Origin of the sequence: Nakamurella sp. (genome assembly GCF_044224575.1) — a bacterium.
GTDB lineage: Bacteria > Actinomycetota > Actinomycetes > Mycobacteriales > Nakamurellaceae > Nakamurella.
On the sequence record NZ_JBGAKE010000020.1, the window covers coordinates 19,199 to 31,870 of the forward strand.

Here is a 12,672-nt window from a genome sequence, read left to right on the forward strand (position 1 = left end):
CGCCGAGCGTGCAACCGGAGCACGATGGCTCCACCATGGTCGCAGCGCACGGCTGCTGGGGTGGGGAAGGACCGAAGATGCTCGACGACGACCTCGACCCATCGGACGACACCAGCCGCGACCGGATGACCGACGCCGGATTCGACTCCGAGATCGGCGCGCCGTCGACGCCGTTGATCCCCAGCCTGGACGACGACCGGATCCTGGCGCTCGAGCTGGTCCGGGCCACCGAGGCGGCGGCGATCGCCTCCGCCCGGTTCCTGGGCCGCGGCGACGAGGACGAGGTGGACGGCGCCGCCACCGATGCGATGCGTCCGGTGCTGGGCACCATCCAGATGCGCGGTGTCGTCGTCATCGGTGAGGGCGAGAAGGACGAATCGCCGATGATCTACGCCGGCGAGCGCATCGGCGCCGGCCAGGGGCCCATGGTGGACATCGCGATCGACCCGATCGACGGGGCCGGGTTGACCGCCAAGGGGCTGCCGAACGCCATCTCGGTGGTCGCGCTGGCGGACCGCGGGTCGATGTACGACCCCGGGCCGTGCGTCTACATGGACAAGGTGGTCGTCGGGCCGAACCTGGTCGACGTCGTCGACGTCACGGCCCCGATCGAGGAGACGGTCCGGGCGATCGCTCGCTCGCGCGGCGAGGATGCGCGTGACGTGACCGTCGCCATGCTCGACCGGCCCCGGCACGAGGAGCTGGCCCGGCGAATCCGCGCCACCGGGGCCCGGATCATGTTCCTGCTGGACGGCGACCTGGTCGGCGCGTTGCTCGCGCTGACCGATGAGTCGGAGATCGACCTGGCGCTGGGCATCGGCGGCGCACCGGAGGGCGTCATCGCCGCCTGCGCGGTCAAGTGCCTGGGCGGGGCGATCTACGGCAAGCTCGCCCCGCGGAATCCGGGCGAGGCCCGGCAGGCCCGCGACCTCGGACTGCAGCCCGACCGCGTGATGACCACCGACGACCTGGTGCGCGGCGACAACGCCTACCTGGTGGCCACCGGCGTGACGGGCAGCGACCTGCTGCGCGGGGTGCGGTTCTCCCGGGACGCCGCGATCACCCACAGCCTGTCCATGCGCTCGTCCAGCGGCGCGGTCCGCACCATCGAGACCAAGCACCGCCTGTCGACCTCGATGCTGCTGCCGCCGGCCCCGGACCCGGATCTGGACGCGGGCTGAGATGACCGGCATCGCCACGGGCCCGCCCGTCGGGCAGACCCGGAAGCCGAGCCGGTTCCGGCCCTGGCTGCTCGAAGGCCTGGTCGACAAGCAGGGCAACCACCAGGGCCCGGGCCAGGTTCCGCAGGAGGAGCACAAGCGGCACTCCTGGTGGAAGGTCATGTGCCTGACCGGCGTCGACTACTTTTCCACCCTGGGCTACCAGCCGGGCATCGCCGCGCTGGCCGCCGGGCTGCTCTCGCCGTTCGCGACGATCGTGCTGATCCTGCTGACGCTGCTCGGGGCGCTGCCGGTGTACCGCCGGGTGGCCAAGGAGAGCCCGCACGGCGAGGGCTCCATCGCGATGCTGGAGCGGCACCTGCCCAAGTGGGCGGGCAAGGTGTTCGTGCTGGTCCTGTTGGGCTTCGCGGCCACCGACTTCCTGATCACCATGACGCTGTCGGCCGCCGACGCGACCGCGCACCTGGTGGAGAACCCGTTCATCCCGGAATCGTGGTCGAACCACACCCTGCTGATCACGCTGCTGCTGCTGGGCCTGCTGGCCGGGGTGTTCCTGCGCGGCTTCACCGAGGCGATCGGCATCGCCGTGGTGCTGGTCGGGGTGTACCTGGCGTTGAACCTGGTGGTGGTGGTCGTCGGGCTGGAGCACATCATCACCGCCCCGCAGGTCATCCCGGACTGGACCTCGGCCCTGTTCACCAGCTACGGCAGCCCCTGGCTGATGGTCGGCATCGCGGTGCTGGTGTTCCCCAAGCTGGCCCTTGGCCTGTCCGGCTTCGAGACCGGCGTGGCGGTGATGCCCCAGGTCAAGGGCGAGGACGGGGAGACCGAGGAGAACCCGGTCGGCCGGATCAGGGGTGCCCGCCGGCTGCTGCTCACCGCCGCCGTCATCATGAGCTGTTTCCTGATCACCTCCAGCTTCATCACCACGCTGCTGATCCCGCAGGCGCAGTTCCAGCCGGGCGGGGAGGCGAACGGTCGGGCGCTGGCGTACCTGGCCCACGAGTACCTGGGCAACGGGTTCGGCACCGTGTACGACGCCTCGACCATCCTGATCCTGTGGTTCGCCGGGGCGTCGGCCATGGCCGGCCTGCTCAACCTGGTGCCCCGCTACCTGCCCCGCTACGGCATGGCGCCCGAGTGGGCGCGGGCCGTCCGGCCGCTCGTCCTGGTGTTCGCTGCGATCGCCTTCGGCGTCACGTGGGCGTTCGACGCCAACGTCGACGCCCAATCCGGCGCGTACGCCACCGGCGTGCTGGTGCTGATGACCTCCGCGTCGGTGGCGGTCACCCTGTCGGCCGCGCAGCGCGGGGCCCGGCGGTCCGCCGTCGGCTTCGGCGTCATCTCCGCGGTGTTCGTGTACACGACCATCGACAACATCGTGGAACGGCCCGACGGCGTCCGGATCGCCTCCCTGTTCATCGTGGCGATCATGGTGGTGTCCTTCTGGTCCCGGGCGCGACGGGCCTTCGAGTTGCGCACCGACAGCATCACCCTGGACGCCAAGGCGGCGAGCTTCTTCACCGACTATGTCGGCCGGGACGTGCAGCTCGTCGCGCACGACCCCGAGCCGGAGGGCCACCACTCGCTGGCGTTCAAGGAACGCCAGCAGCGGATCGAGAACCACATCCCGGCCGAGGACCCGGTGATCTTCCTCGAGGTGACCGTCACCGACGCCTCCGAATTCAGCACCAAGCTGGCCGTGCACGGCTCGATCCGGAACGGGCGGCGGGTGCTGGAGATGTCCAGCCCGGTCGTCGCCAACTCGATCGCCGCGCTGCTGCTGCACCTGCGCGACGACTACCGGGTCAAGCCGAATGTCTACTTCGGCTGGACCGAGGGCAACCCGGTCGCCAACCTGCTGCGGTTCCTGTTCGTCGGCGACGGGGAGATCGCGCCGACCACCCGCGAGGTGCTGCGCCGCGCCGAGCCGGACCGGTCCGTCCGGCCCAAGGTGCACGTCGGCTGAGCCCAAGCCTGCCCTGCTCACGCGCGCTTCATCGACGTACGTCACGATCATGACGTGCTGCAGGGGTTGGGACGGGGCATCGCCCGTCATCCGGGACTCATCGTCCTGGCCTGGTTGATCATCACCGTCGCGTCGTTCGCTGCCGCCACCGGTGCGTTGGGCGAGGGACTTTTCGCCCGCCTGTCGACTGGACAGTTGACCGTCCCCGGCGAGTCCGACGAGGGACTGGCGATCCTCACCGACAACTCCTCGACCGGCCAGTCGATGACCCTGCTGGTGCAGGGCGTCGACCCGGCGGATCCCGGCCTGGTCGAGCCGGTCGGCCAGGCGCACCAGGATCTGTTGGCCATCGACCACGTGGCGTCGGTGGCCGAGCCCATCACCGTCCCCGGCGGCCCGCAGAATCCGCAGGCCGCCTCGCTGGTCGCCAAGGACGGCGACGGGTTCCTGGTGTCGGTCACCCTGGAACCCGACCTGCCCAAGGCGCAGCAGGACGCCGCGCTCGACGAGGTGCAGGCCCGGCTCACCGCCCTGGGCGACGAGCTGACGGCGCAGTATCCCGGGTCGACCGCCCAGGTCGGCGGGGGCAGCCTGCTGCTCGGCGCGATCACCGGCCAGGTGGAGAAGGACCTGGTCAAGGGGGAGCTGATCGCGCTGCCGATCAGCCTGTTGGTGATGGTGCTGGTGTTCGGCGGGTTCGTCGCCGCCGGCATGCCGATCATGGGCGCGATCGCATCCATCGCCGGTGCGCTGGCCACCCTGCTCGCCTTCTCCTACTTCATCGATCTGGACGCCAGCGTCGTCAACGTGGTGACGGTGATGGGCCTGGGCCTGTGCATCGACTACGGCCTGCTGATCGTGTCCCGCTACCGGGAGGAGCTGCGCAAACGGTTCTCCGAGTTGACCACGCGGTCGACCCGGGCGGCCCGCACCGAGGCGCTGGTCGCGACGATGGGCACTGCCGGCCGGACCGTGCTGTTCTCCGCGATCACCGTCGCGATCAGCTTGTCCGGGCTGATGGTGTTCCAGGCCGACATCTTCCGGGCGATCGGCGCGGCCGGGGTCAGCGTCGTGGTCGTCGCGCTCCTGGTGGCGCTGACCCTGGTGCCCGCCCTGCTCGCCCTCGCCGGCCCCCGGATGCTGCGGCCCGGCGCCATGACCAAGGTGCCGGTGCTGAAGAAGGTGGCCAACCGGCTCGGCGACGTGGCCCCCGACGTCGGCTTCTTCTCCGGGCTGGCTCGCTGGACGCAGAAACGCCCGTGGCTGGTGGTGATCGGGGTGCTGGCGATCCTCGGGCTGCTGGCCGCACCCGCCCTGCGGCTGGAGATGCGCAGTTCCGGTGAGCAGCTCCTGCCGCCCGGGCACCCGGATCGGGTCTTCTTCGACACCCTCGCCGAGCAGTACCCGGCGTTCGGCCTGCCGCAGGTCCAGGTCGTCGGCAAGACGTCGCCCGAGCAGATGACCGAGCTCGCCGACGAGGTCTCCGCGATGGCGGGCGTCGAGCTGGTGTCGCCGCCGCGGCCGGTCGGCGACGAGTACGCCGTCTTCAGCGTTTTCATGACCAATCCCGACGTCGGCAGCGCCGAGGCGAAGGACGTGGTCACCCAGGTCCGGGAGACCCGAACCCCCTTCCGGACCTGGGTCACCGGGCAGACCGCACACCTGATGGATTTCACGCACGCGATCGGCCAACGGGTGCCGTACGCCATCGCCATCGTCATGCTCGCCACGTTCGTGCTGCTGTTCCTGCTCACCGGGTCGATCCTGGTGCCGATCAAGGCGTTGCTGATCAATGTGGTCTCGCTGGGGGCGTCGCTGGGCGTCCTCGTGCTGATCTTCCAGGACGGCCGGTTCGAGTCGGTCCTCAACTTCTCCTCGGTCGGCGGCATCGAGGCGATCATCCCGATCCTGGTGGTGGCGCTGGGGTTCGGGCTGGCCATGGACTACGAGATGTTCCTGCTGTCCCGGATCAAGGAATTCAAGGACAAGGGCATGACGAACAACGAGGCGGTGGTGATCGGCCTGCAGCGGTCCGGCCGCATCATCACCTCGGCCGCGCTGATCGTGGTGCTCGTGTTCTCCGGGTTCGCCCTCGGCGATCTGTTGGTGATCAAGGAGACCGGCATCGCGCTGGCCGTCGCCGTCACCATCGACGCCACGCTGGTCCGCTGCCTGCTCGTGCCGGCCACCATGACGCTGCTCGGTGAGTGGAACTGGTGGGCGCCGGCGCCGTTGCGTCGGCTGCACGATCGGCTGGGCCTGCGGCACTGACCCAGTCCAGGGCCCGCCGGCGGCGACACCCCGTCGGCCCCGGCGGCCGGCGTGACCTCGGTCTCGTCGGCCGCCCGATCGTCGGCCCGTGATCAGGCGCGACTTCCCCACCGTCGCCGCCGGCGGGTGAGATTCCCGGCCAAACACAGTACGGTGCCGCAAGGGATCGCGCCGTCGGGGGGACCGTAGCGCCGGTCGCGCGTCCCACCTTCCAGCACGACGATCGGCCGACCCGGTCTGCGGCCGGCCCGTGCCACCATGAAGTTCGCCATCGCCCGTGCGCGGCGCCCAACGTTCGTCCGACCGGTTCGCCGAACGCGATCCGCCGTCACCGGCGTCTGCGTGCCGGCCCGTGCCACCATGAAGTTCGAACCTCGCTGAGGGGGTTGCTGGGCGTCCACCGTGCTGATCTTCCGCCGCCGTCGCGGTCGACCGCAACTTCTCCTCGGTCGCACCCGGTCGCCGCATGGTGACGATCATCGCCGACGGCTCCGTGCACGCGCAGGTCACCGCCGCCGTCGGGCTCGGCCTGGCGGTCGCCTCGACGTCGGCAGCTGCCGCCGGTTCCCGGGGACACCGCCATGACCCTCACCGGTGGCCGATCGGCGGCTCCGTGCACGCGCAGGTCCGCCGCCGACGGGCGGGCCGTGGCCGGTGCGGTCGCGTTCACCCTGGACGGCGCCGCCGCCGGTTCGCCGCGCCAAGTCGTCTCACCATCACCGTGGCGTCGGCTGGACTCCGTCCGGTACCATGACGATCGCCGCCGGCGCTCGATGGCACGCGTTCGGGCGCAACCGGCGCAGGGGACGACCGTGCTGGACTGCCGTCGCCAAGGCGGGACGCCGATCACCGCGGGCGTCGTCCTCGGTCTCCATCCGCCCGACCCCGGCCCTATGCGACCTTCCCGCTACACGGTCGCCGGCCGTCGAGGCGTCCGACCGCGCAGCCACGTGTCACCACCACGGACCGCGCCGACGGTGGTCGCCGAGGGTGACGCCGACCCCCGGGCACGTCCGACGTGTACGCGTCACGTCGCCGACGTCGGCCGCAAGCCGTCTATACCGCCCGCGGCACGACGCGGCCGATCACGAAGTTCGAACCTTGAGGGTGCCCGTGCGCGGCATCCGACGAAGCATCACCGCCGCCGTCGCGGCGAGGCGTCGCCGCCTGCGGCGCGAACGACGTCCACTGCCCCGTCGGGCTCGTCGAGTTCACCTCGACGTCAACCACCACGTCGCCGACGGCTCCGCCGCGTCACCGCCGACGCCGTGGACGGCGCCGCCGCCGGTTCCGCGTCGGTCGCCGGGGACACCGCCACCGTGCCACTCCCGGCCGGCCTGGCCGTCGGCGACCATGCGATCGCCGCCGCATTCACCCCCACCGATGGCACCGCGTTCACCCCGGCGCAGGGGACGACCAGCTACGCCGTCGCCAAGGCGGTCTCATCGATCACCGCGGGCGTCGGGAAGGACTCCATCCGGTACGGCGACAACGAGTCGTTCGACATCACGGTCGCGGCCCCGGGCGCAACCGACCTATCCGGCCACGTGACCGTGCTGGACGGCGAGACGGTGGTCGCCGAGGGTCGTCGTCCTCGACGTCTACAACACTGCCGCCGCCCTATACCGGCTACGAGCAACGCCTCCGTCGAGGCAGTTCTCCGTCACCACCACGCAGACCGACGTCGACATCGTCATCTCCTTCACCGACAACCCCACCCCCGGTCATCACGGTCACCGCCGACGTCGTCGGCACCCCGCAGAGCCCCAGCGGCAACGCCGCCATCACGGTGGACGGCAGCCAGATCGCGTCCGGCGCGGTGAACGAGAAGGGCATCATCACCGGCGTCGCGTCCGCGGTCGCCGCGGGCGACCACGCCGTGACGGTGTCCTACGCCGGTGACGTGCGATTCCAGCCGGACACGGCCTCCGCCACGCTGACCGTCAAGGAACCGGTCGCCAACCCGAACGCGGCCGGCGCGGCCGCCGCCCAGGCGAGCAACCCCTGCCCGGCAACCGCCTCGGCCTGTGTCGATCTGGCCAACACCCAGGCGTGGCTGCAGTCCGGCGGCCAGATCACCTACGGGCCGGTGTCCATCACCTCCGGCGCCGCCGGGTCCCGCACCCGCACCGGCACGTTCTCGGTGTTCTGGAAGGACAAGAACCACAAGTCGTCGCTGTTCAACAACGCGCCGATGCCGAACTCGGTGTTCTTCGACGGCGACATCGCCTTCCACCAGGGCAGCCTGTACGACCAGTCGAACGGCTGCATCCACCTGTCCTGGGACGCCTCGTCGACGTTCTTCAACACCCTGTCCGTCGGCGACAAGGTCTACGTGTGGGGCGCCCCGCCGTACTGATCGGCGCGAGCCGGCCGACGCCGGACTCCGGGCGGACGCGCCCCTTCCAGGCGGGGGCGGGCACCGGGATGTGGGACGGCACCAGCCACGGTCAGGGCATCACGAAGCCGAAGGGCAGCTCCAACCGGTTCGCGGCCAGCAGGTCGGCGTCCCGCAGGATCTCCGCCGTCGGCCCGTCCGCCACGATCCGCCCGGCGTTCATGATCACCGACCGCGGGCAGAGCTGCAGGGCGTAGAGCAGGTCGTGGGTGACCATGAGCGTCGTCAACCCGAGCGAGAGCACGATATCGGCGAACTCGCGGCGGGCCACGGGGTCCAGGTTCGACGACGGTTCGTCGAGCACCAGGATCGTCGGGTCCATGGACAGCACGGTCGAGGCCGCCACCCGGCGGCGCTGACCGAAGCTCAGGTGGTGCGGGGCCCGGTCGGCAGCGTCCGACATCCCCGTCAACGCGAGCGCCCGGTGGACCCGGTCGTCCAGCTCGGCCCCCCGCAAACCCAGGTTGACCGGGCCGAACGCGACGTCGTCGCGGACGGTGGGCATGAACAGCTGGTCGTCCGGGTCCTGGAAGACGATGCCGACCCGTCGCCGCACCTCCTTCAGCGTCGCCTTGCCGACCGGCAGGCCGTCGACGGTGACGCTGCCTGCGCCCCCGCCGAGGGTGCCGTTCAGGTGCAGCACGAACGTCGTCTTGCCCGCGCCATTCGGGCCGAGGATCGCTACCCGCTCCCCCGGCGCCACCGACAGATCGACCCCGAACAGCGCCTGCCGCCCGTCGGGGTAGGCGAACGCCAGGCCGCGCACCTCGAGCGTCCCCGCGGGGGTCATGCAGTCGCCAGCGCGGCGGCGCAGACCAGTCCGGCCGCCGCGGGCAACGCCAGCGCGGTCGCCCACGCCCGGCCCGGCGCCCGCTCCACCGCAGGCACCGCCGGCCCGAACCCGTAACCACGGGCCAGCATCGCCACATACACCCGCTCGCCCCGCTCGTAGGCCCGGACGAACAACGCACCGGCGGTCCGGGCCAGCGCCCGGACCTGCCAGATCCAGCGCGGGTCGTCACCCCGGGAGATCCGGGCGATCCGCATCCGGGCGAGGTCGGCGGACAGCACCTCGCCGTAGCGAATCATGAAGGTCGCGATGGCTACCAACGGCCGCGGCACCCGCAACCGTTCCAGCGCCCGCAGCAGGTCGGGCACGGTGCTGGTGGCAGTCAGCAGCGCCGACGCGGCCACCCCGAGAGTGCCCTTGACGGCGACGTTCCACGCGCCCCACAGGCCGGGTTCGGACAGGGTCAGGGGCCCGACCTGGATGTACGGGGCGGTGCCCAGGAGTGGCAGAAACACCGCGAACAACAGGAACGGCACCTCGATCAGGCAGCGGCGACCCCAGCCGAGCAGCGGCACCCGGGCAACCAGGGCGACGGCGATCAGGATGGCGGCGTCGACGCCGAATGCCCAGAACGCCTCCCGCGGGGTGGCGACGACGGCGAGCACGAACAGCACGGTCGCGACGACCTTGCACTCCGGTGCGAGTCGATGCACTCCGGAGTCGGCGTGCACGAACAGCACGTGCGAGTGCCCGTGTCCGCCGCCCATGGTTCACCGCTGCCGTTCGGACGCCGGGTTCGCCGGCCGCCGGCGGGTCCGGCGGATCGCGAAGATCAGCCCCGCGCCCAGCGCGAAGCACAGCAGCACGCCGATCACGCCGGCCAGCCCGGTGGACAACCAGCCGTTCTCGACGCCGCTGACCCCGTAGTCGGCGAGCGGGCTGCCCGCGGCGCCGTGCCCGGTGGCGGTATCGGCGAAGCCCTGGTCCATCGCCACCCGCTCCAGGCCGTCCGGCTCGGAGCTGGCGAAATGACTGACCACGAGGGCGAGCAGGAGGGCAACACCCAGGCCGGCGAGCACGAATGCGGTGACCGAACGGCGGGTCAACGGAGGGGCTCGCCGTCGGTGAGCAGAGCCGGGCGCAGGTCGCGGGCACCGTAGACCAGGTCGGGCCGGGTGGCCATGACCGCACCGACCGTCAGCCCGGTGATGACCGCCTCGCCGATTCCGATCACCATGTGCACGCCGATCATCGCGACGGCGACCGTGCCGACCGACGCGCCCCCGGTGCCGCCGACCGCGTAGTAGCCCGTGAACACCAGCGACGCCGCGACCACCCCGCACCAGGCGGCGAGTGCCGCCGCCACACTCACGCCGGACTTGTTGCGCGGCAGGATCGTGCGCAGGAGCACGAACAGGCCGTATCCGACGAAGCAGGTGGTGTAGCCCATCAGGATGATGTTCAGGCCCAGGGCGGTCAGCCCACCATCGGCGAACACCAGCGCCTGCACGATGAACACGACCGTCATGGCGAGGCTGCCCACCCAGGGCCCGACCAGGACGGCGGCCAGACACCCGCCCAGCAGGTGTCCGCTGGTGCCGCCGGCCACCGGAAAGTTGATCATCTGCATCGCGAAGATGAACGCGGCGACGAGCCCGGCGAGCGGCAGTTGCCGGTCATCCAGCGTGTCACCGGCCTTCTTGATCGACACCGCGATGAGACCGACCGCGACGACTCCGCCGACGATCGAGGTCGGGGCGTCGATGAAACCGTCGGGAATGTGCATCCGGCACTCCTGGGGCGACTGGTGATGCAACGACTGTCGAGATGGACGGGGCGATGCTGGACGACGACCTGTGATGCGGGGCCGACTCGTCGAGCCGGACCATGCGGAGCGAGGACCCGACCGGCATCCCGCCCACGGCGGCCCGGGAGGTCGGCAATGCGAGGATGGTAGACCCAGATCTGTTCATCGGCTCAGTCGCTCCGATGTGGTTCGGGCGTCGACACCGCGACCGCGCAGGTGGCACCGATTCGTTCGGGGACGCAGTCGCGGCGCTCCCGCTCACGGCCGGCCGGGCCGTCGGTCGATCTGCCGGCATCACCACGGCCGAGAGCTCCCCGCCGGGACGACCGCAGCCACCGACGGCCGCCGGCACGACGAGGCAAACCGGTTCCCGACCTGCGGCCCCCTCACACCGCGGTCGGGAACCGGCTCCGCCCCGCCGGTGTTCGGAGCCGTTGCGTGATCGGATGGCTACGGATCCGCCACCGACCCGTTGGTGCCGTCGGGTCGCGACGGCGGTGCCGTGGGGTCCCGGCGACGACGCTCCGGGATCCCGCCGGCGGCACGGGGTCTACAGTCCCCATCGTGGCGCTGCGTGTGGTGTTCGCCGAGGACAACTACCTGGTCCGCGAGGGCACCAGCGCGCTGTTCGCCGAGGTGGACGAGATCGACCTGGTGGCCGCGGTGGGCGACCCGGCGTCGCTGCTCAAGGCGGTCCGTGAGCTGACACCCGACGCGGTGCTCACCGACATCCGGATGCCGCCCACCTTCACCGCCGAAGGTATCGAGGCAGCGAAGCGGATCCGATCCGAGTTTCCGCAGATCGGCGTGGTCGTACTGTCCCAGTACGCGGAGGACGATCTGGCCTTCGACCTGCTCTCGGACGGCGTCGGCGGCCTGGGCTACCTGCTCAAGGAACGCATCTCGCAGGTCGACGAGCTCGTCCGGGCGCTGCAGGACGTCTGTCGCGGCGGTTCCGCGCTGGATCCGAAGGTCGTCGAGGGGATGCTGTTCCAGCGCGCCCGGCAGGCGAAGTCCCCGCTGCAGGACCTGACCGACAAGGAGCGTGAGGTCCTCGCGGAGATGGCCGCCGGACGCAACAATGCGGCGATCGCCCGCACCCTGTTCATGTCCGACCGCGCGGTGGAGAAGCACATCGGGGTCGTCTTCCAGAAGCTCGGCCTGGTCGACGAGGGCGAGAACAACCGCCGAGTGATGGCCGTCCTGGCGTTCCTGGAAGCCGGCAGCACCGGCCGCAAGCGCTGACCCCTCCCGAAATCCTGGGCCCCCGGCGGTGCGGGCAACCCCGCGGCCGGTGGCGGCTGACCCCACGACGGCCGGTGGCGGGCCGAATCCCCGCCGCAGAATGACCGCCGGAAATAGCCGGGACGTCCGCCCCTATTCCGGCGATTTTCGATCGCTATTGCACGGATAGCACTCTGACCTGCGGATTCGCCATTCAATAGCGTCGTCGGTGTTCGGCTTTCCACCATTGAAGCGAAAAGCAGGCACCGACAATGAGCGTCGCAGAATTCCCCGCCACCTTCGCCCCGACCACGACGACCGCGCCGGCGGCGACCGCCGCGACGGTGGACCGGCCGCGGCGGACCCACCTGGAGCGCGCAGCCCAGGGTGCGGTGGCCGGATCGGCGGCCGCGGTGCCGCCGATCACCGCACTGCACCTGTCGGCGACCGACCCGATCGAGCCGTCCGGCTGGACCATCAGCGACTACGTCGTCTCGCTGCCGCACGGCACGCTGCTGTTCGCGCTGACCACCGGGGCGCTTGCGGTGGGCGCCGCCGCATTGGCCCACGGTCTGGGTTCAGTCCCCGGAACCCGCGGCATCCGGGTGCTGCTCCAGATATGGGCGGCCGCGCTGGTGGTCGCCGCGGTGTTCCCGACGAACCTGCGCGGCACCCCGCAGGACGTCTCGTCGAACATCCACCTCTACGCGGGAGCGGTGGTCTTCGCCGCGTTGCCGATCGCCGGCTGGCGGTTGGCCCGGTGGCTGCGCCGGACGGGAGGGGCCGGCGACCCGGCCCGGCCCCCGGCGGCCGCCCTGAGCGCGGTTGCCCTGCTGGCCGGCGGGTTGTCGGCGGCACTGATCGCCAACCGGCTGCCCGGGGTGCTCGGGCTGCCCGATCTGATGTTGCCGCCCGGCATCCTGCAGCGGGTCGCCGGTGCTGCGCAGATCGCGTTGCTGGCGATGTCCGCGATCGCCCTGCTGCGGGCCGGCCGGCGGGCCGGCGCCGTCATATCGCGGTGAACCGACATGG

At 71.1% G+C, this 12,672-nt stretch carries 10 protein-coding genes; 6 read left to right on the forward strand and 4 right to left on the reverse strand.

Annotation, left to right across the window (positions count from 1 at the left end):
• Positions 1-77 precede the first annotated feature (77 nt).
• The 4 genes from glpX (at position 78) to ACILSK_RS19265 (ending at position 7,780) form a co-directional block, all read left to right on the forward strand.
• Entirely contained in the window at positions 78-1,181 is a 1,104-nt protein-coding gene (glpX, locus tag ACILSK_RS19250; protein ID WP_395728798.1) for a class II fructose-bisphosphatase, read from the forward strand.
• Position 1,182: 1 nt separating this feature from the next.
• Entirely contained in the window at positions 1,183-3,150 is a 1,968-nt protein-coding gene (locus tag ACILSK_RS19255; protein ID WP_395728799.1) for an amino acid transporter, read from the forward strand.
• Between the two features lie 54 nt (positions 3,151-3,204).
• Complete coding sequence (locus tag ACILSK_RS19260; RefSeq protein WP_395728800.1) at positions 3,205-5,421, forward strand: MMPL family transporter; 2,217 nt, start codon at positions 3,205-3,207, stop codon at positions 5,419-5,421.
• Between the two features lie 1,609 nt (positions 5,422-7,030).
• A complete protein-coding gene (locus ACILSK_RS19265) occupies positions 7,031-7,780 on the forward strand; it encodes a L,D-transpeptidase family protein (protein ID WP_395728858.1) in 750 nt (249 codons plus the stop codon).
• A 91-nt stretch (positions 7,781-7,871) separates the two neighbouring features.
• Here the strand turns inward: ACILSK_RS19265 and ACILSK_RS19270 are convergent, their stop codons facing one another.
• Genes ACILSK_RS19270 through ACILSK_RS19285 form a run of 4 tightly spaced genes read right to left on the reverse strand, consistent with a single transcriptional unit; the run spans position 7,872 to position 10,395 of the window.
• Positions 7,872-8,609 carry an energy-coupling factor ABC transporter ATP-binding protein gene (locus tag ACILSK_RS19270; protein WP_395728801.1) on the reverse strand — a complete coding sequence of 246 codons (738 nt, stop codon included), beginning with the start codon at positions 8,607-8,609 and terminating at the stop codon, positions 7,872-7,874.
• Positions 8,606-9,376, reverse strand: a complete 771-nt coding sequence (cbiQ, locus tag ACILSK_RS19275; protein ID WP_395728802.1) for a cobalt ECF transporter T component CbiQ — start codon at positions 9,374-9,376, stop codon at positions 8,606-8,608. The genes ACILSK_RS19270 and cbiQ overlap by 4 nt, the downstream gene beginning before the upstream one ends.
• Before the next feature lie 3 nt (positions 9,377-9,379).
• On the reverse strand, positions 9,380-9,715 hold the full coding sequence (locus ACILSK_RS19280) for a PDGLE domain-containing protein (RefSeq protein ID WP_395728803.1): 336 nt from the start codon (positions 9,713-9,715) through the stop codon (positions 9,380-9,382).
• Entirely contained in the window at positions 9,712-10,395 is a 684-nt protein-coding gene (locus ACILSK_RS19285) for an energy-coupling factor ABC transporter permease (RefSeq protein WP_395728804.1), read from the reverse strand. The genes ACILSK_RS19280 and ACILSK_RS19285 overlap by 4 nt, the downstream gene beginning before the upstream one ends.
• Before the next feature lie 585 nt (positions 10,396-10,980).
• On the opposite strand from ACILSK_RS19285, the gene ACILSK_RS19290 reads away from it, so the two are divergent.
• Together ACILSK_RS19290 and ACILSK_RS19295 are read left to right on the forward strand one after the other, a co-directional pair.
• A complete protein-coding gene (locus tag ACILSK_RS19290; protein WP_395728805.1) occupies positions 10,981-11,661 on the forward strand; it encodes a response regulator in 681 nt (226 codons plus the stop codon).
• A gap of 251 nt (positions 11,662-11,912) precedes the next feature.
• Positions 11,913-12,662, forward strand: a complete 750-nt coding sequence (locus tag ACILSK_RS19295) for a DUF998 domain-containing protein (protein WP_395728806.1) — start codon at positions 11,913-11,915, stop codon at positions 12,660-12,662.
• The last annotated feature ends 10 nt before the right edge of the window (positions 12,663-12,672 follow it).

Coding starts and splice junctions, on each gene's coding strand:
- glpX (WP_395728798.1), top strand. CDS start 78: ATGCTCGACGACGACCTCGACCCATCGGACGACACCAGCCGCGACCGG.
- ACILSK_RS19255 (WP_395728799.1), top strand. CDS start 1,183: ATGACCGGCATCGCCACGGGCCCGCCCGTCGGGCAGACCCGGAAGCCG.
- ACILSK_RS19270 (WP_395728801.1), bottom strand. CDS start 8,609: ATGACCCCCGCGGGGACGCTCGAGGTGCGCGGCCTGGCGTTCGCCTAC.
- cbiQ (WP_395728802.1), bottom strand. CDS start 9,376: ATGGGCGGCGGACACGGGCACTCGCACGTGCTGTTCGTGCACGCCGAC.
- ACILSK_RS19285 (WP_395728804.1), bottom strand. CDS start 10,395: ATGCACATTCCCGACGGTTTCATCGACGCCCCGACCTCGATCGTCGGC.
- ACILSK_RS19295 (WP_395728806.1), top strand. CDS start 11,913: ATGAGCGTCGCAGAATTCCCCGCCACCTTCGCCCCGACCACGACGACC.